22 protein-coding genes, 1 tRNA gene, 2 pseudogenes and 2 riboswitches are annotated in these 23,452 nt (G+C 59.2%); of the genes and pseudogenes, 12 read left to right on the top strand and 13 right to left on the bottom strand.

Annotated elements, in window-relative coordinates:
* Positions 1-20 precede the first annotated feature (20 nt).
* The 7 genes from lptB to K3555_RS19880 form a co-directional block, all read right to left on the bottom strand.
* Positions 21-779, bottom strand: coding sequence for an LPS export ABC transporter ATP-binding protein (gene lptB / locus K3555_RS19910; protein ID WP_129372594.1), 759 nt, complete (start codon positions 777-779; stop codon positions 21-23).
* Complete coding sequence (gene lptA / locus K3555_RS19905; protein WP_259988500.1) at positions 779-1,291, bottom strand: lipopolysaccharide transport periplasmic protein LptA; 513 nt, start codon at positions 1,289-1,291, stop codon at positions 779-781. Before lptA ends, lptB begins: the two co-directional genes overlap by 1 nt.
* A 3-nt stretch (positions 1,292-1,294) precedes the next feature.
* Positions 1,295-1,894 carry an LPS export ABC transporter periplasmic protein LptC gene (gene lptC / locus K3555_RS19900; RefSeq protein WP_259995981.1) on the bottom strand — a complete coding sequence of 200 codons (600 nt, stop codon included), beginning with the start codon at positions 1,892-1,894 and terminating at the stop codon, positions 1,295-1,297.
* A gap of 23 nt (positions 1,895-1,917) precedes the next feature.
* Positions 1,918-2,886 carry an SIS domain-containing protein gene (locus K3555_RS19895; protein WP_259988495.1) on the bottom strand — a complete coding sequence of 323 codons (969 nt, stop codon included), beginning with the start codon at positions 2,884-2,886 and terminating at the stop codon, positions 1,918-1,920.
* Positions 2,883-3,497 (bottom strand): ribonuclease D, encoded by a 615-nt coding sequence (locus tag K3555_RS19890; protein ID WP_259988492.1) that lies wholly within the window; start codon positions 3,495-3,497, stop codon positions 2,883-2,885. Before K3555_RS19890 ends, K3555_RS19895 begins: the two co-directional genes overlap by 4 nt.
* A 159-nt stretch (positions 3,498-3,656) precedes the next feature.
* A complete protein-coding gene (locus K3555_RS19885; RefSeq protein WP_260006769.1) occupies positions 3,657-5,138 on the bottom strand; it encodes a M10 family metallopeptidase in 1,482 nt (493 codons plus the stop codon).
* 226 nt (positions 5,139-5,364) lie between these two features.
* Positions 5,365-5,451: transfer RNA gene (locus K3555_RS19880), tRNA-Leu, on the bottom strand.
* Positions 5,452-5,668: 217 nt separating this feature from the next.
* Between K3555_RS19880 and hemN the strand changes: the two genes are divergently transcribed.
* Positions 5,669-7,024, top strand: a complete 1,356-nt coding sequence (gene hemN / locus K3555_RS19875; protein WP_260006767.1) for an oxygen-independent coproporphyrinogen III oxidase — start codon at positions 5,669-5,671, stop codon at positions 7,022-7,024.
* Between the two features lie 325 nt (positions 7,025-7,349).
* Here the strand turns inward: hemN and K3555_RS19870 are convergent, their stop codons facing one another.
* Positions 7,350-8,141: a formylglycine-generating enzyme family protein gene (locus tag K3555_RS19870; protein ID WP_259988486.1), complete on the bottom strand. Its 792-nt coding sequence runs from the start codon at positions 8,139-8,141 to the stop codon at positions 7,350-7,352.
* Between the two features lie 77 nt (positions 8,142-8,218).
* Positions 8,219-9,343: a copper-containing nitrite reductase gene (gene nirK / locus K3555_RS19865; protein WP_260006765.1), complete on the bottom strand. Its 1,125-nt coding sequence runs from the start codon at positions 9,341-9,343 to the stop codon at positions 8,219-8,221.
* A gap of 305 nt (positions 9,344-9,648) precedes the next feature.
* Between nirK and K3555_RS19860 the strand changes: the two genes are divergently transcribed.
* The 7 genes and pseudogenes from K3555_RS19860 to K3555_RS19830 form a co-directional block, all read left to right on the top strand.
* The gene (locus K3555_RS19860) at positions 9,649-10,485 is read left to right on the top strand and encodes a flagellar motor protein MotB (protein WP_259992702.1); all 837 of its coding nucleotides are present in this window, start codon (positions 9,649-9,651) and stop codon (positions 10,483-10,485) included.
* Between the two features lie 124 nt (positions 10,486-10,609).
* The gene (locus tag K3555_RS19855) at positions 10,610-11,917 is read left to right on the top strand and encodes a flagellar hook protein FlgE (protein ID WP_259988482.1); all 1,308 of its coding nucleotides are present in this window, start codon (positions 10,610-10,612) and stop codon (positions 11,915-11,917) included.
* Positions 11,918-11,963: 46 nt separating this feature from the next.
* Entirely contained in the window at positions 11,964-13,412 is a 1,449-nt protein-coding gene (gene flgK / locus K3555_RS19850; protein ID WP_260006764.1) for a flagellar hook-associated protein FlgK, read from the top strand.
* A 3-nt stretch (positions 13,413-13,415) separates the two neighbouring features.
* A complete protein-coding gene (locus K3555_RS19845) occupies positions 13,416-14,420 on the top strand; it encodes a flagellin (RefSeq protein ID WP_260006763.1) in 1,005 nt (334 codons plus the stop codon).
* Entirely contained in the window at positions 14,420-15,526 is a 1,107-nt protein-coding gene (locus K3555_RS19840) for a flagellar basal body P-ring protein FlgI (protein ID WP_260006762.1), read from the top strand. Before K3555_RS19845 ends, K3555_RS19840 begins: the two co-directional genes overlap by 1 nt.
* 336 nt (positions 15,527-15,862) lie before the next feature.
* A pseudogene (locus K3555_RS25050) lies at positions 15,863-16,058 on the top strand (transposase); the annotation flags it as partial.
* 78 nt (positions 16,059-16,136) lie between these two features.
* Positions 16,137-16,385: pseudogene (locus K3555_RS19830) on the top strand (AMP-binding protein); the annotation flags it as partial.
* A 122-nt stretch (positions 16,386-16,507) separates the two neighbouring features.
* On the opposite strand, the gene K3555_RS19825 reads toward K3555_RS19830, so the two are convergent.
* Complete coding sequence (locus tag K3555_RS19825) at positions 16,508-17,146, bottom strand: cation transporter (protein WP_260006760.1); 639 nt, start codon at positions 17,144-17,146, stop codon at positions 16,508-16,510.
* Between the two features lie 73 nt (positions 17,147-17,219).
* On the opposite strand from K3555_RS19825, the gene K3555_RS19820 reads away from it, so the two are divergent.
* Positions 17,220-17,636, top strand: coding sequence for a helix-turn-helix domain-containing protein (locus K3555_RS19820; RefSeq protein WP_259988470.1), 417 nt, complete (start codon positions 17,220-17,222; stop codon positions 17,634-17,636).
* Positions 17,637-17,688: 52 nt separating this feature from the next.
* Here the strand turns inward: K3555_RS19820 and aroC are convergent, their stop codons facing one another.
* Positions 17,689-18,789, bottom strand: coding sequence for a chorismate synthase (gene aroC / locus K3555_RS19815; protein ID WP_260006759.1), 1,101 nt, complete (start codon positions 18,787-18,789; stop codon positions 17,689-17,691).
* A 221-nt stretch (positions 18,790-19,010) separates the two neighbouring features.
* A riboswitch (TPP riboswitch) is annotated at positions 19,011-19,102 on the top strand.
* Positions 19,103-19,134: 32 nt separating this feature from the next.
* Between aroC and thiB the strand changes: the two genes are divergently transcribed.
* Genes thiB through K3555_RS19800 form a run of 3 tightly spaced genes read left to right on the top strand, consistent with a single transcriptional unit; the run spans position 19,135 to position 22,335 of the window.
* Positions 19,135-20,124, top strand: coding sequence for a thiamine ABC transporter substrate binding subunit (gene thiB, locus K3555_RS19810; RefSeq protein WP_260006758.1), 990 nt, complete (start codon positions 19,135-19,137; stop codon positions 20,122-20,124).
* A complete protein-coding gene (locus tag K3555_RS19805) occupies positions 20,100-21,656 on the top strand; it encodes a thiamine/thiamine pyrophosphate ABC transporter permease ThiP (RefSeq protein WP_260006757.1) in 1,557 nt (518 codons plus the stop codon). Before thiB ends, K3555_RS19805 begins: the two co-directional genes overlap by 25 nt.
* Positions 21,643-22,335 (top strand): ATP-binding cassette domain-containing protein, encoded by a 693-nt coding sequence (locus tag K3555_RS19800; protein ID WP_260006756.1) that lies wholly within the window; start codon positions 21,643-21,645, stop codon positions 22,333-22,335. The genes K3555_RS19805 and K3555_RS19800 overlap by 14 nt, the downstream gene beginning before the upstream one ends.
* A gap of 59 nt (positions 22,336-22,394) precedes the next feature.
* On the opposite strand, the gene K3555_RS19795 is transcribed toward K3555_RS19800, so the two are convergent.
* Complete coding sequence (locus K3555_RS19795; protein ID WP_260008569.1) at positions 22,395-22,835, bottom strand: 6,7-dimethyl-8-ribityllumazine synthase; 441 nt, start codon at positions 22,833-22,835, stop codon at positions 22,395-22,397.
* Between the two features lie 74 nt (positions 22,836-22,909).
* Positions 22,910-23,059: riboswitch (FMN riboswitch) on the bottom strand.
* 48 nt (positions 23,060-23,107) lie between these two features.
* The gene (locus K3555_RS19790) at positions 23,108-23,404 is read right to left on the bottom strand and encodes an antibiotic biosynthesis monooxygenase (RefSeq protein WP_260006755.1); all 297 of its coding nucleotides are present in this window, start codon (positions 23,402-23,404) and stop codon (positions 23,108-23,110) included.
* Positions 23,405-23,452 lie beyond the last annotated feature (48 nt).

The raw sequence follows: 23,452 nt of genomic DNA, 5'->3' as shown, positions 1-23,452 counted from the left end.
TCTGGCTTTGACTGCGGAAGTCAGGAAATGCGGAAGTTGTCGCCGAGGTAAACCCGGCGGACGTTTTCGTTTTCAACCACTTCCTCGGGGCTGCCGGACATCAGTACCTGGCCGTCATGCAGGATATAGGCCCGGTCCACGATCTCCAGGGTCTCGCGCACGTTGTGGTCTGTGATCAGCACGCCGATACCGCGTTTCTTGAGGTCGGAAACCAAATGGCGGATATCGCCGACTGAGATCGGGTCGACGCCGGCAAAGGGTTCGTCGAGCAACAGGTATTTCGGGTCCGCTGCCAGGCAGCGGGCAATCTCAACCCGGCGCCGTTCACCGCCTGACAGCGCCAACGCGGGTGCGCGGCGCAGGTGCTCGATCGAGAAATCGGACAGCAGTTCTTCCAGCCGCTCGCGGCGTTTGTGTTCGTGTTTTTGCGAGATGTCGAGCACGGCAGAGATGTTGTCCTCCACCGACAGGCCGCGGAAGATCGACATTTCCTGTGGCAGATAGCCGATGCCAAGGCGAGCGCGCCGGTACATCGGCAGGCCGGTCACGTTCTGGCCGTCGATGCTGACGGTGCCCGCTTCGGGGAAAACCAGACCTGCTATGGCGTAGAAGCTGGTGGTCTTGCCAGACCCGTTGGGACCCAGCAATGCCACCACCTCGCCGCGGTTCAGCGACATTGACACGTCGCGGATCACCACCCGTTTGCGGTAGGATTTGCGCAGTTTTTCAATACGCAGCCCGGAGGAGCCTTCGGTGACGGTCAGACCAGGTTTCGCCATCAGTTGCTGCCGCCGTTCGGGTTCAGGATAGTCTTCACCCGGCCGGCCATTTTGGCAGTGCCGGAAGTCAGGTTCACCTCAAGCCGGTTGGAAGCCAAGGTACCGCTTTTCTGGTTCAGGAGCACATTGCCGGTCATCACGATAGTGCCTTGGTCAATGGTGTATTCGGCGCGCTGTGCCTCGGCGGCGTCCGGGCCGCTGACCAGAACCACATTGCCGGTGGCTTCCAGCCGTTCTATGCCCGCTTTGGCGTCTGCTTCGTCGGCGGTTTTGTAAATCACCAGAACCTTGTCTGCAGACAGCCGCATGATGCCCTGAATAATGAGCACATTGCCGGTAAACTCTGCCGAGCCATTTGCCTGGTTGACCGCCAGATTGTCGGCGGTGACTTCAACCGGCTGGCTGGGGTCGGCCTTGACGGCGCCAAAAGCGACGGATGCCGTCTGCGCCGCCGCGAGGCTGGGAAATACCGCGAGCGGCAGGCAAAAAATCAATGCGCGCAAATAGGACACAGGTTATCTTTCCGGTTTCTGGGGTTCATATAGCAGCTTCACCCCGTTTTTGAACAGCATATGGACCGGTCCGCCCTCGGTTTTCACTCCGATCCGCATATTACCGGCGGTCAGCTCGCCGATCGGACCAGTCGCACGGACTGCGCCGGGACTGTCGGCTTCAAGCCCGCTAAGCGCTGTGTTCAGCTCTTCGGTCTCGACAATCAGCCCGTCTGCGGAGGTGATAATCACATTACCGGTAAAGCGCGCCATGTCCCGGCCAGGGTGGATCGCACCGCTTTCCGATTTAAGCGTGATCCTGCCGCCCTCAGCCAGATCGAATTCAGCGGAAAGATCGCTGGCAACTGCGGGTGTGCCGTCGCCGCCGGGACGGGCGAGCGCAGCAGTGACCATAATTTCATCGCCCTGTGCGGTGGTGCCGGAAAAGAAAGGGGCAGTGACTTGCTGGCCTTTCATCCGGTCTTCGATTTCCTTTTGGGCAAAGGGGATCACCGCGTCGGTGTTCACCCCGCGGGAGATCAGGAACATGGTGGACATCAGAACCAGTGCGGCCAGCGGCAGCAGTACCTTAAGATAGGCAACGGCTCTGGAGTAGCTGTCCATGCTTTTCCTCCTCCGGGCTTGCGTCAGCCCAGGCCTGCGCGCAGGCAATCGTGGATGTGCAACAAGCCCTCGGCCTTGCCGCCATTGTCCGGATCAACCACGAACAGGCAAGTGATTTTGCGCTGGTTCATCACGGCGACAGCCTCCTGTGCCATTGCGCCGGGGGTGATTGAGGCGGGGCTTGCGGTCATGACTTCGGCGGAAGACTTGTCCAGCAGGCCGTCCATGTGGCGGCGCAAATCGCCGTCTGTTATGATGCCGGCCAAGGATCCGTCTGCGGCAACCACACCCGCCACACCAAATCCCTTCTGGCTGATTTCGATCAGCGCATCGGACATCGGCGTGTTCTCAGTGACAAGCGGCAGGGCGTCGCCAGCGTGCATCAGGTCGCGCACCTTGCTGAGCTGCGCCCCCAGTTTGCCGCCAGGGTGGAAGTCGCGGAAGTTCTCCGGGCGGAAATCCCGGTATTTCATCAGTGCTATCGCCAGCGCATCACCCATTGCCAGTGTCAGCGTGGTGGAAATGGAAGGCACCATGCCAAATCCGCAGGCCTCGCCCAGCGAGGGGATTTGCAGGTGCACATCCGCTTGCTTCATCAGGGCGCTGTCCATCTTGCTCGACAGCCCTATGAGGGGAATGCCGAAACGGCGGGTGAAAACCAGCAGATTGGCCAGCTCCGGCGCCTCGCCTGAGTTGGAGATCGCCAGCACCACATCGCCTTCAGAGAGCATTCCCAGATCACCATGGCTGGCTTCGGCGGGGTGCACGAAATAGGCCGGCGTGCCGGTCGAGGCCAGGGTGGCGGCGATCTTATGGCCGATATGGCCGGACTTACCGATGCCGCTGACGATGATGCGGCCCTTGGCCTGCAGGATCAGCTGCACCGCTTCGGCAAAGCGTCCGTCCAGGCTTTCGGCCAGGGTGTCCAGCGCCCTGGCTTCATCGGTGATCACCTGCCGTGCGGTGACGAGGAGTTTTTCTGTATCAGTCATGAGTGCGCAAAGATGTCGATTTCGGGCCAGCCGGCCAGGTCCAGCTTGGCACGCATGGGGAGGAAGTCAAAGCAGGCCTGCGCCATTCCAGTGCGGCCTTCGCGGGCCAGGCGCTTGTCCAGCGCCTTGCGCAGCTTGTGCAGGTGGAGCACGTCGGAGGCGGCATACTCAAGCTGTGCATCGGTCAGTTCCTCTGCGCCCCAGTCGCTCATCTGCTGCTGTTTGGATATGTCGATGGCCAAGAGTTCCTGGGTTAGGTTCTTCAACCCGTGCCGGTCGGTGTACGTGCGGACCAGGCGGCTGGCGATCTTGGTGCAATAGACAGGGGCCGCGAGGGCGCCGAATGCGTGGTGCATGGCGGCAATATCGAAGCGGCCGAAGTGGAACAGTTTCAACACATTTGCATCTTCCAGCATCCGGCACAGGTTGGGCGCTTCGGTCTGGCCCTTTTCGACCTGCACGATATGGGCATTGCCGTCGCCGCCGGACATCTGAATCACGCAAAGCCGGTCACGATGCGGGTTCAACCCCATTGTCTCGCAGTCAATTGCGACGACGGAACCGAGATCCAGCCCGTCGGGCAGGTCGTTCTTGTAAAGGTGGTTGGCCACTGGTGTTCCCCTGTGTTCAAATTGCCCCGAAGGGTGCCGTATTGGGGAAATAGGTGGTTTGCCGTGCAAACTCAACGGTCGCTGTCATTCGGGAGCGGTGGTGACTGGACTGCAAGTGCGGAGGCCGGGCAGCCAGCCCCCGCGAATGGCGCGCAAGGATCAGAAAAGGAAGTCGCCATTGTGCAAGTCGCTGTACTGCACATCCCTCAGCAGAATTGAATTGCCGTCGCCGGTCTGGAGGAGCACGTCGTCGCCGGTTTGGGTTGCCGCTGCCCGGACTTCGGAGATGGAGTTCAGCGAGGAGAGGCCGGAGAAGTCAATGCGTTCGCTATTGCTGGTGGCGTCGAAGTCTCGAATGGTGTCATCGCCGTGACCATCGCCAAAGACAAAAATGTCGGCCCCTGAGTTCCCCTTCAGGAAATCATCCCCATTGGCGCCGGTTAGTGTATCATTGCCGCCGCCGCCGTAGAGCAGATCCTGGTGATGCCCTCCATGCAGATTGTCGGAGCCAGTACCGCCAAACATTGTGTCGTGTCCGAGGCTGCCGACCAATGTATCGCTGTGATTCCCGCCGTACAATTTGTCATTGCCCTTGCCGCCATTCAGCGTGTCGTTTCCATCTTCGCCAAAGAGTGTGTCCTCCCCGGATAGCCCCCAAATCGTATCCTCGCCGTCGGCGCCCTTGGCCGAATCCTTGCCATCGCCGGTTTTGATGAAGTTGTCAGAGCTGTTGCCGGTCACGGTATCGTCGCCAATCCCGGTGGTCAGGTTCTCCAGGACAGTGTCGCGGGCGATTGCGATATTGCCCGACAGCCCGCCAACATCGGATAACTTGCTGTCGCGCATGTCGATGTTGCTGCCGCTGGAAAAGTTGCTGACGTCCAGTGTGTCTTTGCCGTCTTTGTCATAAATTGTGAAGGCAGTTGGCAGGTTGGCGATGTTTGGGTCAGATCCATCGGTCCAGCTGTCAAACAGGTCTCCAAGAGCACCATCAAGGTTGGAGTTTACCCCCCAAGTGGTATTGCCAGCAGTGGCGCTGCTGCTGCCAGGGGCGCCATACAATTCTTGTATCGCGATAATGTCCACCCTCATCGCTGAGATGACATAAGCCTTGCTGGCATCAACTGTCGGGTTCTCGTCCTGATCAAAATAGGACATTACCGACCGCAGCCAACTGTCATTGGTAAAGGTGGCGTCGGTCGTATAGTCCGCTGAGCCGTTGTAGTTTCCCTGATGGCCCAGGCCTAGGGCGTGACCCAGTTCGTGGATATAGGTTTGCTGAGTATAGGAGTTGGACCAAGTCTGGCCGCCGTGCCAATTGTTGTCGATGTTGATTGCTGCGGAACTAATGACGTTACCGGACATGTTGAAACTGGTGAAGGCTCCGCTGCCCTCGTCGTCAAAATTAATTTGCGCCGAACCTGTTGTTTCCTGAAATTTGATGTCAGCAACGGTTTCCCAGGCTTCCATGGCGTTGCGGGCGAGTTTTTTGCCCGCAGTGGTAAGGCCGGTGATATTGACCGTGATCACATTGCTTTGGGAAGTATCAAAACTGCGGCGGCCAAGGCCATTGTCTTGCCAGAATCCATCGGTGAGATAGGCCGCCATTTCGCCGAGGCCGCCAAATTGAGGTGTCGCCATAATGCGCTCCGTAAAAGTGTGTGAACAGCCTAGGCGTGTATCGATTTGAACGACTTCGCGCAAGGTGTGCAAACTGCAATTCGCAGGGGAACCCGTAATCAAAGTGCTTGGATTAATTGTGCTCCGGGGTTGTAACCCTGGATGCTGATGGTCAGCTCGGCGGCTGGCAAAGCGGCCTGACTTTGCAAAACTCCAAGAGTTTTGGGTGTTGCATCATTTTGGGGAATGGTGCCCAGGAGAGGACTCGAACCTCCACGTCCTTACGAACACTAGCACCTGAAGCTAGCGCGTCTACCAATTCCGCCACCTGGGCAGGTGTCGTGAGACCGGCATATAAGGCGGTTTTCTGGGGCCGTCAAACAGAAAATGCACGTGGATGCCGGATTTCCGAAAGAAACAGGGCTAAAAATTTTTTACGTTTTAAATCAGCGTGTTGAATAAACGATTCTGACGCCGCAACAGACGTCAAAACAACGTCTGATTTGATCCTGCGCAAAGTAGGGGAGCTTGAAAAGGGGCATACCAAAGTCATGAAACAGATTGACCGCCTCCAAGCCCTTGGGCTGTTCGACAGCCGGGTGCCCCGCTACACATCCTACCCAACCGCGCCGGTGTTTACTGCAGCCGTCGGCGCCGCGGATCAGGCCCGCGAATTGCAGGCGCTGGATCCGGAAGTGCCGGTTTCCGTTTACTTGCATATACCGTTTTGCGAGCGTCTGTGCTGGTTCTGCGCCTGCCGCACACAGGGTACTCAGACGCTGAGTCCGGTGGAAAGCTACATTGGCACGCTGGAGCAAGAGCTGAAACAGGTGGCGCCTTTACTGCCAAACGGGTTGCGGATGGGGCGGATGCATTGGGGCGGCGGAACGCCGACCATTCTGCCGCCCGTTTTGATCCACCGGCTGGCGCAAGCGGTGAAGGCTGTGTTTCCTCAGACCGAAGACTGGGAGTTCTCAGTGGAGATCGACCCCACAATGGTCGACCGCGACAAGATAGCAGCGCTGGCGGCAGAGGGCATGAACCGCGCCAGCATCGGCATTCAGGATTTTGATCCGCTGGTGCAGCAGGCAATAGGCCGCGAACAGCCGTTTGACGTGACCAAGGCCTGTGTCGAGGATCTGCGCGCGGCGGGGATCACCTCGTTGAACGCTGATCTGGTCTACGGCCTGCCGCATCAGACCCAGGCGCGGATGGCGGATACGGTGAAAAAAGTGCTGAGCCTGAATCCCGACCGGCTGGCGTTATTTGGGTATGCGCATGTGCCTTGGGTTGCAAAGCGGCAGAAGCTGATCAAGGAGGAGACGCTGCCGGACGATCTGGCGCGGTACCATCTGGCCGGCCTGGCAGCTGAAAAATTCGCCGCGGCGGGCTTTGCCGCCATTGGCATCGACCATTTCGCCAAGCCAGGCGACGGGTTGGAGGCAGCAGCCCGCACCGGGCATCTGCGCCGCAACTTCCAGGGCTACACCGATGACACCTGCCCGACGCTGATCGGATTCGGCGCATCGTCGATTTCCCGTTTTGCCGGCGGCTATATTCAGAACGCAGCTGCCACGCCTGCCTATGTGCAAAGGGTCGAGGCAGGGCATTTGACTGGCGCCCGTGGCCATGTGATGAGCGATGAAGACTTGCTGCGCGGCCGTGCTATCGAGATGCTGATGTGCGAGTTCCGGCTGAACCGGGCAGAGCTGAAGCAGCGTTTCGGAAGCCTTGCAGCGATGCTGGATGCGGATCTGGCACAGATCGCGGCGCGGTTCGGCGATCTGGTGCAATTGGATGATGCGGCACTGACGATCCTGCCCCAAGGCCGGCCGCTGACCCGGATCATCGCAAGCTGCTTTGATGCGCATGTGCCTGAAGGGGTGCGCTACAGCCGGGCCTCTTGATCCAAAGGCCGGGCGCTCCCGCCTGTTCCGGTGCCTCTTTCCAGAGGCCCCTCACAGTTGGGCATGGCGCTGTGCTGTGGCACAGCGCGGCCATTCTTTTCAATGCAATTCGATTGCCGACACCGGGGTTATGCACCGTGCCCAGGCACGGATTCAATTTAGGCGGGAATTGAACATCAAAACAGGAAAATCCGTTCAAGGCAGATTGGTCCTTGAACGGTTTCGCAACAGAAGGCGCAGCGCAGCTGCCGGGCCCAAGGCTGCCAAGGGGCCCCGGTGCAGCCGGGGCACCTGCGGGCGCGGGAGGACCCCTTCTGCTCAGCAGTCAGCCGTCCTTGACCAGCCGGAATCCCAGGTAATCCGGCGGCAATCCGACCGCGCAGCCGCCAACACTGGCGTCGCGTATGAAGTCGATCACTACGGCCCGGTGGCGGCCGCCGGTAATGCGTGCGCTGCAATATGGATCGCCATATGCGAGGCTGCCATCTTTGCGCAACTCGCCGTTCTGCATGCAGCCGGCAGTCCATTCCCAGATGTTGCCGCCTAGACCGCTGAGGCCGTGGCTGTTGGTTCCGGGTTCGCTTTTGGGATCCTGTGCAGGCCCTGGCAGGCCGCGCAGTGTCACCCCGCGGGCGTATTGGCGCAGCCAACGCTGGGCCGGGTCGGTGCTATCCGTCTCAACCGAAGCGTCGCCAAAGATTTCAGCTGCAGCCAGCTGCCATTCCGCCTCATCCGGCAGCCGCCACGGCTGGCCGGTCTTCTTTGAATGCCATTGCGCGTAGGCGGTGGCGTCATGCCAGCTGACGTGTGTTTGCGGCCGGCTGCCATCCGCCGGGTTTGCATCTGCCCGCTTGCAGCCGCCGTCCGCCACGCAGGCGGCATATTCGGCATGAGAGACCTGATGTTTCATGATCTCGAATGCTGCCACTTGCCGCATCTGTTCCGGCGGCACCACGCTTTTGCCACCTTGGTGGAAATTGCCGATCGGCCGGTAACGGATTGTCGCTGCGGCAATGACGGCGGTTTCGACCTGCGTCGCCGGTTCCGGGGCGTAAAGCCAAAGACCGGGAATGCCGATCGCGGCGGCCAGGGCAGCGGTGATGAGTTCGAATTTCATGGGTATGCTCCCAAGAAGACAAAAAATGGGCGGCCGCATAATGCAGCCGCCCTCGAGAGGTCACACCAGTCCCAAGCTTAGGAGCCGGAGTACTCGGTCGGGGCGACCACCTGTTCCATCAGGTCGTTATTCCATTCGCCTTCGACCACCACGTGCGCGGTTGCGCCAAGGTTCACCGCCTCGATCAAGTTGTGGTTCACATAGGCGTAGACGCCCGGTTGCAGGAATTCATAGAGCGCAGCCCCGGCGGAGCCGCCGCGGATGAACCAGGTTTCCAGGTCGCGGTCCGGCACGTTGTTGAACTTGCCGGCCTCCCAGACCAGGTCGCCGTGGCCGCCGATCAGGTGCGGGCGGCTGTCGCGGTTGGCTTGGCTGTGGATGAACAGCACTTTCTCGCCCTGTTTGGCCTTCAGCGCGGTTTCACCGGTCAGTGCACCAACTGCGCCGTTGAACACCACGTGGCTGGGGATAAGCCCGTTCATGACTTCCAGGGTATCAGGGTAGCTTTCGCCTACATCCTCGTACCGCAGGTAGTCGCCGTTTTCGTCCTTTGGAATGTAAAACTCGTTTTCCCCAATATAGTAGACGCGGTCGTATCTGACTGGATCGCCATTATGGTCTGAAAGCCCGTTTCGCGGCAGAACCATGATTGAGCCGGCCATGCCTGCAACGACGTGCCATGGGATCATCGGACCGCCCGGCGCACAGTGATAGACAAAGGTGCCGGGGCGGGTGGCCTTAAACCGCAGCACGGTCTTCTCTCCTGGGTTGATCAGGGTCAGCGCGCCGCCGCCCAGGGCGCCGGTAGCCGCATGGAAGTCGATATTATGCTGCAGCATGTTTTCCGGCGGGTTGATCAGGGTCAGCTCTACATAATCGCCCTCGTGCACCACCATCATCGGCCCTGGAATGGAGCCGTTGAAAGTCATGCCTTGCAGATAGGCCCCTTGATCAATCTCAATCTCCTTCTCGACGATCTTCATCTCGAATTCGATAATGCGCGGCGCATCTGGTGCCACCTGCTCGTGCTCATGCACGAAGGGCGGGGCAACCAGTTCGCGCTTGATACGCTGCAGGCTGGACAGGTCCGCCGGTGCAGCGGCCTCGTGGACAGTGGTGCCTTCAGCCTTGGCGGCTTTGGCAAGTACGGGCAGCGCTGCTACACCGGCTGCTCCCATCAATGCGGCTCTGCGGGTCAGCATAGTGTTCTCCTTTTTGTGTCCCATGTGCCGTGTTGAGGAGACTCTAGCGCTGGGCGCGTTTGGACTGGTTGCTCTTGATCAACCTTTGATAAGATTGTTCGATGCCAAGATAAATGGATTTTAAGATGCAGCAATTCCTGCCGGGGCTTTGCCATAGTGTTGCAGGCAACTTTCGCAAATAAACCGCCTGGACTTGGCGGAAATTGCCGTGCGGAGGCACAGAACTGCCGGCAAGTTTAATTGTTAAGCCCGGTTTAACGCGCCGCCTGTTATCCCGGGGATGGGTGAAAATAGTGGTGGTGGATATGAGCGCACAAAGCAATGTGGCGCCCATTATCATCAAGAAGAAAAAATCAGGTGGTGGCGATGGCCATCACGGTGGCGCGTGGAAAGTGGCTTATGCCGACTTCGTGACCGCGATGATGGCCTTCTTTATGCTGATGTGGCTGCTGAACGCGACGACGGAAAAACAACGCAAGGGTCTGGCGGATTACTTCTCGCCGTCAATTCCGCTAAGCCGGGTCTCCGGCGGCGGCAATGGTGCGTTTCAGGGTGACAGCATGTTCACCGAGGAAATTCAGCCGCAATCAGGCACCGGGGCAACGGACATTAACCCGATGGATGCCCAGCAGGCGCAAGGGGATACCGGAGTCGAGACCGACGAGAAGCGCGAGGAAGAAGACTCCAAGTTCCGCGCTATAGAAGAACAATTGTCTGGACGTGGCGGCGAGAGCATGGTGACGGTTGCGATGGCCCGCCACATTGTGACCCGGGTCACTGACGAAGGGCTGATTATCGAGCTTTTTGCAACAGAAGACATGCCGTTGTTCAAAGAGGATGCGGCTGAGCCTACGCCGTTGTTCCGCGATCTGGTCAGGATGATTGCCCGGGTGTCGGAAAATGTTACCAGCAATGTAGCCATCGGTGGCCACATCAGGTCCCATCCTGTTGTGCTGGCAAAAAATCCGGTTTGGGAGCTGTCCCATGACAGAGCCGACAAAACACGGACGCTGCTCGAATCAGGCGGACTGGCAACAGGCCGGATTCACCGGGTGACCGGCCATGCCGACCGCAAGCTGGCGGTCGGAAACCCGATGGCAGCCCGCAATGACCGGATCGAAATTATCCTACTACGCGATTAAGTCACTGAAAACATTACGGCAGGCGGCTAGCAGATAAGTCATATTTTATCTGTTAGCCGCCCGTTAATCGCTCCTGCGCTAGCTGTTGCATCCAGAATGATTAGATGCAGCAGAAAGGCGCGCTATGACCATTTCTTCGTCGCTGAACGCGGGTGTTTCAGGATTGAGCGCCAACGCCAGCCGGTTGGCTTCCATTTCCGATAACATCGCCAATTCCTCGACCCGCGGGTACAAACGGGTTGAAACAGATTTCCATTCCATGGTTTTGTCGAATTCAGGAGGCACCTATTCGGCTGGTGGTGTCCGCACCACCAATGTGCGCCTGATCGATGAGCGCGGCCCGCTGGTATCGACCAACAATGCCACTGATCTTGCAGTGCGCGGTCGTGGAATGCTGCCTGTGGCTTCAATTACCGAAGTGGAGGCGGGCGGAAGCCCGTCTATGATGCTAACGACCACAGGCTCTTTCCGCACAGATTCGAACGGGTATCTTTCAACCGAATCCGGTTTGGTGCTGATGGGTTGGCCCGCGCTTGCAGATGGCAGCGTTCCGGATGCAGCACGTGATACAGACGATGCCCTTGAACCGATCCATGTTGACCTGAACCGCCTGTCGGCAGAACCCACTACGGAGATCAGTCTGACAGCCAACCTGCCTGCTGATGAAACCGACGTCGGGGCATCAGGCGACCCGTTTGAGCAGGTAGTCCTGTATTACGACAATATGGGCAACGCTGAAGAGCTGACAATTACCTACACACCGAATGTTGCGACTCTGCCGGCAACGTCTGGCACCAATGAATGGACGATGGAAATCGTGGATTCCGCAACAGGGGCGGCTAATATCGGGGAATACACGCTTACCTTCGATGACAGCAGCACCACGGGCGGTTCTCTGGCGAGCGTGGCAACTGTTACAGGCGGTGCATACGATGGCGCCGCGGGATCGGTGACTGTTAACCTTGCAGGCGGACCGGTTGAGATTAACATTGGCGCCATCGGCGGCAACACCGGTATGAGCCAGCTCGGTGATGAATTCGTTCCAGGCACCACTGAAAAAGACGGTAACCCCGTTGGTTCCTTTGTCTCGGTTGAGATCAACGAGAGCGGTGAAGTCATAGCAGAATATGACTCCGGCGACACCAAAGTCATTTACAAAGTGCCGCTGGCAGATGTTTCCAACGTCAACGGCATGCGGGCTCTGGATTCGCAAACTTACATGCCGACTGACGAATCCGGGGATTTCTACCTTTGGGATGCCGGCGACGGGCCGACGGGTGAGATTCTCGGTTATGCCCAGGAAGAATCTGCTGTGGATGTGGCGACCGAACTGACGGATATGATCCAGACCCAGCGCGCCTATTCGTCAAATGCCAAGGTCATCCAGACTGTTGACGAAATGCTGCAGGAAACCACCAACATCAAGCGCTAATGCGCTTGATGCCCCCTGACATTGGCTTCACGAAAGCAGGCTGAACATGTCTATTTATTCCGCCCTGAACAGCGCGATGAGCGGGCTGACCGCGGCCAGCCGGTCCTCGCAAGTGGTTTCGGAAAACCTGGCCAACGCTCTGACACCTGGTTACTCGCGCCGGGTGTTGGACCTGAACAGCCCCGGAGCGGGTGTTCCCGGTGTCCGGGTCGGGCATGTTCAGCGCATGAACGACCCGGTTCTGATCACTAACCGCAGAGTTGCCGAGGCAGACTACGGCGCGTCCAGGATCCAGTCTGATTTCTACGGCCGGATGTCCGACCTGGTTGGCACAGTTGACGACGAGATGTCACTGGCTTCGCACCTATCGGATTTCGAGTCTTCATTGATTGAGGCGGTCTCTCGCCCGGATTCACAGCCCAGGCTGAATGATTTGGCCGTGAAGGCAAATTCGCTGGCCGACATGATTTCCCGCACTGCTGAAGGGTTGCGGGATCTTAGGATCAATGCGGACAATGCGATCGGCTCTCAGGTTGAAACCGTGAACCAGGCGCTGAAGGAAATCGAAAAACTGAATGCCCGCATTATGGTCGTCGAAGCCGGTGGCATGGATGCAGTGGCGATGCATGACCAGCGGGATCAACTGGTTGATCAGGTTAACGAAATCATTCCAGTCAATGTTGTCCGGCGCGGTAATGGCCAATTGACGCTATACTCAACCGGCGGGGTTATGCTGTTGGATGGTAAGGCGTCCGAGCTGAGCTTTACTCCGTCGCGGGATATCCTTCCGCACATGACACTGGGCAATGCATTGATTTCCGGCCTTGAGGTCAACGGCAAGGTGATTGACACCAGCCCGGACGGGCCACTTCGGGGTGGCATGCTTACAGCCCAGTTCGAAATCCGGGATGTAACAGCTGTGGAAGCGCAAGAGGATCTTGACACAATGGCCGCCGATCTGATCGAGCGGTTTCAGGATCCTGCACTGGATGCCACCATTGGCGTCGCCGATGCCGGCATCTTCACGGATGATGGCGGTTTCTATGACCCGGCAAACTTCGTCGGTATCTCTAACCGCATTGAATTGAATGATCTGGTGGCCTTGGACGGCACCGGAGAAACATGGCGGTTCCGCGACGGCCTTTATGCAGCGGGTCAAGGTGATCCAGGTGATTCCAGCTTGCTGCAGGCTTACTCCGACACGTTGAACACCACCCGGACGGTATCTTCTGTCGGGCTGGGCACAGCGAACATGACAGCCTCGACGCTGAGTGCAAACCTGTTGTCGCGGTTCGCCCAGGACAATGAAACAGCGTCACGCGCATCAACCTTTGCGGCGGCCAGTTTCAACGAATTGAGCCAAGCGGAATTGGGGCTCGGCGTTGATACGGATGCTGAATTGCAGAACCTGTTGCTGGTGGAAAAGTACTACCAGGCCAATGCCCGGGTGATCAGCGTTGTCGACGAACTTATGGATACACTATTGAGGATCTGACGCATGATTTTGAATTCCTATGGTGATATGGCGCAGCACCTCTTTCTCCGCAGCCGCAATGCGGAATTGCAGCAGAATATAACCACGCTCTCCGAAGAGTTTGCTACCGGAAAATCGTCCAACCTGACCGAGCGGCTGGGCGGTGACTTTACCTATCTGGCGGATCTCGAAAACTCCTTGAACCGGCTTGACAGCTATATGGTCGCCAATGGCGAAGTTCAGCTGTTTGCCACCACGACGCAAGGGAGTCTTGATAAGATCCAAAGCCAGGTGCAGGCAATGCGGGATGACACCCTGGCATTGTTGCCCTCCATGGATGTGGAGAACGCAGAACAGTTTGGCAGTCAAGCCAAGAAAAGGCTATCAAGTGCAATCAGTCTATTGAATACATCTGTTGGTGGGCGGACAATCTTTGCGGGCACTGCAACGGATACTACGCCGCTCAATGACACCGGCACCCTTATGAGTTCCATCCTCACTGAGGTCTCCGGACTGACGACAAGCAATGACATCATTCAAGCCGTGAAGGACTGGTTTGATGATCCAGCTGGATTCGACACTGTCATGTACAGCGGTTCCACAACATCGCTGCAGCCTGTCACCGTGGGCGAGGGTGAACAGGTTACACTGGGCATCCGCGCTGATGACGACAACCTCAAGCATGCATTGCAAAGTTACGTCATTACAGCTTTGGCAGATGAACCCAGTCTCGGTTTGACGGATGGTGTGAAAATTGACCTGGTCCGCCAGGCCAGCAGCGAACTTACGGATAGCGTGGACAAACTGATCCAGCTGCAAGCGGATGTCGGCTTTATCGAAGGCCAGCTTGAAGCGGTGAACACCCGCAACGAGGCTTCTAAAACCAGCCTGAGCATTGTCAAAAACAACCTGGTGTCAGCTGATCCATATGAAACCTATACACGGCTGGAAGAAGCACAAACACAGCTTGAAGGTCTTTATACAATCACTTCGCGCAGTTCGCAGCTCTCATTGTTGAACTATCTCTGATGCTGGTATTTCTTCGCCTCCTTTTCACTTGCCTGTTCCTGCTGCCCGCAGTGGCGCAGGCAAATACCATTCGTCTCAAGGACTTGGTCGAATTTGATGGCGTCCGGGGCAACGATCTGGTCGGTTACGGCCTGGTCGTCGGCTTGGACGGCACCGGTGACGGGCTGCGGAATTCGCCGTTTACCGAAGAAATCATGTCCAACATACTGGAGCGGCTTGGTGTCAATGTGACCGGTGAGCAGTTCCGGCCAAAAAACGTTGCTGCGGTCTTTGTAACGGCCACACTGCCGCCTTTTGCCCGGGTTGGAAGCACCATTGATGTAACAGTGTCAGCTATCGGTGATTCCAAGAGCCTCTTGGGCGGCACCCTGATCATGACGCCGCTCAATGCTGCGGACGGGCAGATTTATGCCGTCTCCCAAGGTACAATCCTGGCGGGTGGAGCGGTTGCCGAAGGCAACGCGGCCACGGTAACCCAAGGGGTGCCAACGGCCGGTGTGATCCCTTCGGGCGCCCGGGTCGAACGTGAGATCGGCTTTGATCTGTCCTCTCTTAGCTCCATGCGTCTGGCCCTGCGGGAGCCGGATTTCACCACTGCCGGCCGGATTGAACGGGCGATCAACGATGAGTTTGGCCGCAACGTTGCCCTGATGCGGGATTCCGGAACTGTCGAGATCGATATCAAGCGAACAAATACCCGCTCGACGGCTCATGCCGTGGGCCGGATCGAGAACATCCTGGTTGAACCTCAGCGCAAGGCGCGGGTTGTGGTGGATCAGCGTTCCGGTACGATCGTGATGGGCAGCGATGTGCGGATTTCCCGTGTTGCTGTGGCTCAAGGAAACCTCACTTTGCGGATCGAAGAGACACCGCTGGTGGTGCAACCCAATCCCTTCGCAAATGGCGAATCGGTTGTTGTTCCGCGCACAGGTGCAGCTATTGAGGAAGAAGAGGGCGTCCAACTTGCCGAAGTGCCGGAGACGACTTCGCTGTCCGAAGTCGTGGCAGGTTTGAATGCCTTGGGCGTGTCGCCGCGGGACATGATCGATATCCTCAAAAGCCTGAAAGCGGCCGGCGCATTGCATGCAGAATTTGTCGTCCGTTAGGCTAGCTAAAGCAGACTAGCGAAGAGCCCTGGCTTTGCTTGCAACAGCCAGGGCTTTTTTGTGTATCGCGACATGTCGGCGGGACGTAGAATGTTTAACAATCCCGCATACTCATGCACGGTTTCGCTTGGGCGGGGATGTTCTCGCATCCGCTCGAATTTCGCAGCCCGCGCAACTTGAAAGTTGCAAGAACTATATATTAGGTTCTGGCCTTGTCTTCTTGACGCCGCAGAAGGCGAGGTTAGTTGTGATGATAACAAGGTGCTGCTCCTGACCTGCTCCCCAGAAATGTCCGCGTTTTTACGCTAGCCTGTTCTCCACCCGAGGAGACAGACAATGCGGAAAAGCCGATTCAGCGAAGAGCAGATCATTGGCATCCCGAAGGAACCCCAAGTCGGCATTGGGGCCAAGGAATTGTGCCGCAAGCACGGCATCCACTGCCCGTCAGGGCATTGCGCAGCAATGTCCCGAGAGGGGCGATGGCACGTGCTACAAAAGGCGCTCGAAGGATGGCGGCATGGAAGTGTCTGACACGGTCCTAAACTATTGGGTGCATAAGGGCTTTGGAGAAAAAGGATATCTGTCGCTTGGTCACGAGGCTCATTCTCTGCGCGTGGTGGTTTGCGATCCGGCGCGAATGGGGAAGATCAGCGCTATTGCAGATGAGGCGCGGGTGTTGACTCTGGATGCCGGAGGGCAGGGATCTTTGCGCAACCTGGCGGATGTTCAGCCCGGTTTTGACCCTGTTGCCCGCGAATCCGGCGATCTGGCCGCGTTTCTTTACACCTCCGGCACTACCGGGCGCTCCAAAGGCGCGATGCTGATCCACGGCAACCTGGCGTCCACTTCCCTCATCCTGCTGGAGGCCCTGCCGCGCAACATCATGGGCAAGGTGCAGAAGAAAGCCCTGCGCGAGGCATGCGCAGGGCTGTTTGTCTGAACAACGCAGGGCGCCGCTCGTGCCGCAAGCGGGACAGGTGTTCAGTTCTGATACGCCGCAGTGCGCGCCTCTTCCTCGCGCCATTCCCGCATCGCCTGCACCAGGATCTGGTAGGCGGAGCTTAGGAACAGCCCGCCCATGATGCCGGCCACAATCAGGTCCGGCCAGCCGGTGGCGGTTCCCCAGACACCCAGCGCCGCGATCATCACCGCCACATTGCCGATCGCATCATTGCGCGAGCACAGCCAGACAGAGCGCACATTGGCGTCGCCATCCTTGTAGCGCGCCAGCAGCATGACCGAGATCAGATTGGCGGCCAGCGCCATAAAGCCGATCACACCCATGATCTGTGCCTGCGGCACTCCGACATAAAACACCTGATAAACGGTGGAGCCAAACACCCAGGCACCCATCAGTAGAAGGCTGATGCCTTTGCCAAGCGCCGCCAGCGCCCGGGTGCGCAGGCTAGCGCCGATCACCGCCAGCGAAATACCATAGGTCAGCGCGTCGCCCAGAAAGTCTAGCGCGTCCGCCTTCAGCGCTTGGCTGCCCGACAGCTGGCCCGCGCTCATTTCCACCGCAAACATGCCGGCGTTTATGACGATTACCAGCCAAAGCCTGCGTTTATAGTCTGCCGAGACCCCGTCAAAACGGGCGTTGTGATTGCAGCAGCCTGCCATTGCTCTTGTCCTCATTCCTGATTCGAGATCAATGTAGGGCCTCTAGTCACTAGAGCTTCAAGAGGTTCCGCAGATGTTTTCCATCGGTCAGCTGTCCAAGACCACCGGCGTAAAGGTTCCCACCATCCGCTATTACGAGGAGATCGGCCTGTTGCCGCAGCCCGGCCGCAATGCCGGCAATCAGCGCCGCTACGGGGAGGACGGAATGAACGCGCTGGGATTTATCAAACATGCTCGCGACCTCGGTTTCCCGCTGGAAGATATCAAGTCTTTGATGGGACTGGACGGGAATCTCGGAGATGACTGCGCCGAAGCCGACCGGATTGCCCGCAGTCAGCTGGCCAATGTTCAAGACCGGATCCGCAAGCTGGAGCAGCTGGCGGCGGAGCTGGAGCGGATCAGCCATCTTTGCGACGGCGGCAATGGCGGCTGCTGCAAGGTGCTGACGGCTCTCGGTGACCACAGCCAATGCTCGGGCGATCACAGCTGAGAGTGCTTTCCCAGCTGTGATCGCCGGGAAACTCCTTGTTAGAGCCGCATACTCAGCCGATCCTGCCCTGATTCACGCCAATCTGGCCACGGTGCAGTAGCAGGTGGTCCAGGATCACGCAGGCCATCATCGCCTCGGCCACGGGTACGGCGCGGATGCCGACGCAAGGGTCGTGGCGGCCCTTGGTGATGACCTCCACTGCCGAGCCATCCTTGCGGATCGATTGGCGTGGAGTAAGGATCGAGGAGGTCGGTTTCACCGCAAAACGCACCACCACATTCTGACCGGTGGAAATCCCGCCCAGAATGCCGCCGGCGTGGTTTGAGGAATACTCCACCCCGTTTTCGCCCATGAAAATCTCATCAGCGTTTTCCGAGCCCTTCAGCCGGGCGGCGTTCATGCCTTCGCCGATCTCTACGCCTTTAACAGCGTTGATTGACATCATTGCTGCCGCCAGATCGGTGTCCAGCTTGCCATAAACCGGCGCGCCGATGCCGGCAGGGACGCCGCGCGCAACAACTTCGACAACTGCGCCCACCGAGTCATGCGCCTTGCGCAGACCTTGCAGGTAATCTTCCCACTCCTGCACAGCGCCGGCATCGGGGATCCAGAAATCATTCTGTTCGATCGCATCCCAGTCAAAGCGGCTGCGGTCGATCTCCAGCTTACCCATTTGGGTCATATAGCCCTTGATCTCCAGCCCCGGCACCAGCGCCTTGATTGCTTCACGTGCAACACCGCCCGCAGCAACACGCGCCGCGGTTTCCCGCGCCGAGGAACGGCCGCCGCCGCGGTAGTCGCGGTTGCCGTATTTCTGGAAATAGGTGATGTCGGCATGGCCCGGACGGAAGGTCTGGGAAATCTCGCCGTAGTCCTTGGACCGCTGGTCGGTGTTTTCGATCATCAGCTGTACGGGCGTGCCGGTGGTCATGCCGTCGAACACGCCGGACAGGATCTTGACCGCGTCCGGCTCATTGCGCTGGGTGGTGTTCTTGTTCTGGCCCGGGCGGCGTTTATCCAGCCAGTTCTGCAGCATTTCCGGCTCCAGCGGCACATTCGGCGGACAGCCGTCGACGGTGGCGCCAAGCGCGGGCCCGTGGCTTTCGCCCCAGGTGGTGACGCGGAAGAGGTGTCCAAAGCTGTTCATCGACATGAGGCGCGGTCTCCTTTGCCGGACGTGCTTAGCGGGCAGGGGGCTGTGCCTCAAGCGGATTCCTCTGCGGCATAGAACCGAGGGGGCGCTGCCCCCGCCGCCTGCGGCGGCTCCCCCGGGATATTTTCAGCAAGAGGAAGAGATGGAAGTGGTTTTGTTTGGCCAAGACGCAGGTCCTGGCGGGCTTTGGCTTGTCTTTGCTGCGGCCCGGGCATAATGTCCGCGCGACCTCGGGGTGCGCAACAGCGCTGAGATGACACCCGTTGAACCTGAACCGGATCACACCGGCGGAGGGAAGGTACTGGACAGCCTCCACCCTTGCCCAACGCCGCAAAGGAGGATGGCTTGAAACATCTTGCATTTGCAGCGGGACTGCTTGGCGCCTCGGCAGCTTTTGCCGAAACGCCCGAACTCACCGTTTATACCTATGACAGCTTTGTTTCCGATTGGGGCCCGGGCCCGGCGGTGGAAAAGGCGTTTGAGGAGGTTTGCGGCTGCGACCTGAAACTGGTTGGCGCAGGCGATGGCGCGGCACTGCTGGCGCGGGTCAAGCTGGAGGGCGCACGCTCGGATGCCGATGTGGTTCTTGGCCTCGACACCAACCTGACCGCGGCGGCCAAGGAAACCGGCCTGTTTGCAGAGCATTCGGTCAGCGCCGACTATGCGCTGCCGGTTGCATGGAACGACGCGACCTTTGTGCCTTATGACTGGGGCTATTTTGCCTTTGTTCACAACGCCGATGCAGCGGCGCCGGCGGATTTCCCGTCGAATTTCAAGGCGCTGGCAACCAGCGACATGAAGATCGTGATCCAGGACCCGCGCTCCTCGACCCCCGGTCTGGGCCTGCTCCTGTGGGTGAAAGCCGCCTATGGCGATGAGGCGCCGGAAATCTGGAAGGGCCTGTCTGACAATGTTGTCACCGTGACCAAGGGCTGGTCCGAGGCCTATGGCATGTTCCTGGAAGGCGAGGCCGACATGGTGCTTTCCTACACCACCTCACCCGCCTACCACCTGATTGCTGAGGAAGACGGCTCCAAGGCGGCTGCCGCCTTTGACGAGGGTCATTACATGCAGGTGGAAGTTGCAGGCAAACTGGCAAACACCGATCAGCCTGAGCTGGCCGACCAGTTTCTGGAATTCATGGTATCCGACGCTTTTCAGTCGATCATTCCGACCACCAACTGGATGTACCCCGCAGTGACACCGGCTGCGGGTCTGCCGGAGGGTTTCGAGACGCTGATCGCGCCAGGCAAGTCCTTGCTGCTGAGCGAAACTGAAGCGGCAGAGGTGCGGGATGCAGCGCTTGGCGAATGGCTGGACGCGCTCAGCCAGTAGGCTCCGTTCCCGGAATCAGCGCGGCACTGCTTGTCGTCGCGCTGATCTTAGGAACCTTGGGTGCTGTGGCACTCAGGGCCGAGGCCGGAACCGGATTTGGTGCCAGCGATTGGGCGGCGTTGCGGTTTACGCTGACACAGGCCAGCCTGTCGGCGCTGCTGAGCGTCGGTCTGGCGATACCCGTGGCCCGTGCACTGGCGCGGCGGCGGTTTCCAGGGCGGGCATTGCTGATTGCCCTGCTTGGCGCCCCCTTCATTCTGCCGGTGATCGTTGCCATTCTGGGCCTTCTGGCGGTGTTTGGCCGGGCTGGCTGGCTGAGCAGCTTGTTCGGCCTGTTCGGGCTGGAGCCGGTGCAAATTTACGGCCTGCACGGCGTGGTCCTGGCACATGTCTTCTTCAACCTGCCGCTGGCGACCCGGCTGATCCTGCAGGGCTGGCAGGAAATCCCGGCTGAACGCTTCCGCTTGGCCGCGCAATTGGATGCCGGTCCGCTGGCGATGTGGCGGCTGCTAGAGGGGCCGATGCTCCGGCGGGTGGCACCGGGTGCTTTGGCTGTTGTCTTTGCCATCTGCCTTTCCAGTTTTGCGGTTGCGCTGACTCTGGGCGGCGGCCCCAGGGCGACCACGATCGAGCTGGCCATCTATCAGGCGTTCCGCTTTGATTTTGATTTGGGCCGCGCAGCGCTCCTGTCGGGGCTGCAGCTGCTGCTGACTGGCACCGCTGCACTGGCAGCGCTGCGGGTGTCGGCGGGTGAGGGCTTTGGCGCCGGTCTTGACCGCGCGGTGCGGCGCTGGGACGGGCAGGGGGCGCTGGCGCGCGGCTTGGATGTTTTCTGGATTTTCCTGTCTGCGGCGTTCCTGCTGCTGCCTTTGGCCGCAATCGTGCTGGCGGGATTGCCGGGGCTGGCAGGTTTAAAAAGTAGTGTCTGGCAGGCCGCGGGGAACTCCATTCTGGTGGCTGCAATCAGCACTGTGATCCTTCTTGCGCTGGCCTTGCCGATGGCAGCTGCGGTTGCAGCTGGCCGGAACAGCCTGACCGAACTGTCGGGCATTCTTGGGCTTGCGGCCTCTCCATTGGTGATTGGCACCGGGCTGTTCATTCTGATCTACCCCGTCGCAGACCCATTTGCCCTGGCGCTGCCGGTGACGGCGCTGGTCAATGCGGTGATGGCGCTGCCATTTGCCATGCGTATCCTGGTGCCGCGGGCGCGGGAAGTGCTGGGTCGCTATGGCCGGTTGTCGCTGTCGCTGGATATGCAGGGCTGGGCCTTTGTGCGCCGGGTCTTTCTGCCCCGGATGCGGGCGCAAACAGGGTTTGCCGCGGGCTTGACTGCGGCACTGTCGATGGGGGATCTGGGCGTGGTAACGCTGTTTGCCGATCCGGATTTCGCAACGCTGCCCTTGCAGATTTACCGGCTGATGGGGGCATACCGGATGGAGGCCGCAGCGGGTGCTGCACTGCTCCTGCTGATGCTGTCGATGGGTGCGTTTTGGATTTTGGACCGCGGAGGGCGCTGGCATGCTGAGGCTTGAGGATTGCCGGATCATGAACGGCGGCTATGTGGTGGAGGCGGATCTTGAGATTGCGCCGGGTGCCTGCGTCGCGGTGATTGGTCCATCGGGTGCCGGTAAGTCTACGCTGGTGGAGGCAGTGGCCGGTTTCCTGCCCGTTACCCGTGGGCGCGTCTCTTGGAACGGCTCAGACCTGACCGGCAGGCCGCCGGGCAAGCGGCCGGTCGCCATGCTGTTTCAGGACGGCAACCTGTTTCCGCATCTGACCGTGGCGCAGAACGTTGGCTTGGGGCTGCATGCGAACCTGCGGCTCAATCAGATGGAGTGGCAAAAGATTGACGCAGCGCTGATCCGGGTTGGTCTTGGCGGCATGGGGGGGCGGAAACCTGCGGCTCTGTCCGGCGGGCAGCAAAGCCGGGTGGCCCTGGCGCGGGTACTGGTACAGGGCCGCGACATCCTGCTGCTGGATGAACCTTTTGCAGCACTTGGCCCGGCGCTGAAGGCTGAGATGCTGGATCTGGTTGCGGAACTGGCGCGCGAAAGCGGCGCCACGGTGCTGATGGTCAGCCATGATCCGAACGACGCGCGCCGGATTGCGGACCAAGTGGTGCTTGTGGCGGACGGCAAGGCGCATCCGTCGCAAGCGACGGCGGACTTGCTGGACAATCCGCCGCCTGCTTTGAAGGCTTATCTGGGGTAAATAATGCCTGAGATACAAGAGGGCCTGCACCTGCGCGCTGGCAAATGCAGGGGCTAGGTTCAGGCGTTTGCCAAGGCCTGCGCGCGTGACTTGGTTATCATCAAGGCGGCTTGCGCTGCTTCGCGGCCTTTTTCTTCGAAATGGTCGCGGTAGATTGTATTGTGGTGTTCGGTCTCCTGATACTGGTGCGGTGTCAAGGATACCGAAAGCACGGGCACGCTTGTCTCAAGGCTCACGCGCATCAGCCCGTCCACAACAGCCTGGGCAACGAAATCGTGCCGGTAAATGCCGCCGTCGACGACAAAGGCGGCACAGGCAATAGCTGCGTATTTGCCGCTTTTTGCCAGCTCCTGCGCCATCAGCGGCATCTCAAAAGCACCGGGAACATCAAAGACATCGACTTGAGAGCTGGAGACGAGATCCAGAAACCCATCAAGCGCACGATCGACGATATCGGCATGCCATTGCGCCTTGATAAAGGCATAGCGGGTGTGTGTCATTGTTATCTCCTTGCGTTTTGACACGTCACCCAAGGCGATAACGAACAACAGGCACCGCTCTAAGCGGCCCTGGCGAACGCTCTCTTTCATCCGGACTGTAACCGTCGGCTCTGGAATCGCACCAGATCTGCTGGACACTTCCGGTTCCGGAAGCCGCTCGCGGGCTTACGGGGCAATGCCCGCTTACCGCCGGTGGGGAATTCCGCCCCGCCCTGAGAACAGGTCGAACGTGCCAATCCGTGCGGCATTCTGCAAGCGTTAAACGCGCGGCATCAAACCTCGACCAGATCGTAGTGTTTGATGCTGCGCGACTCGACCAGTTCGGCCTCAGCCGGGTCGATGTGCGGACTGGTGTAGTCCTCGCCCGCAAAGGCCTTGAGCGACGCCAGATCCTTCCACACCATGACAAAGCTGAACTCCCGCGGGCTATCGGTGCGTGGCGCACCGGGCAGAACCGTGACGATGCCATCAGTGCCTTTCATTAGCGGAATGGCGGTCTCATGGAAGAACTTGCTGAAATCCGCCTCCTTGCCCGGCCGGATGACAACCTGGAATATCCGCATGATCATTTGAGGGTCCTCCTGACATTGGCTGAGCCGGACCAGTATAGCACAGTG

It is taken from the genome of Leisingera sp. M527 (assembly GCF_025141525.1).
Classification (GTDB): domain Bacteria; phylum Pseudomonadota; class Alphaproteobacteria; order Rhodobacterales; family Rhodobacteraceae; genus Leisingera.
Note: the sequence above shows the minus strand (reverse complement) of the source record. Positions and strands in the feature narration are given on the sequence as shown.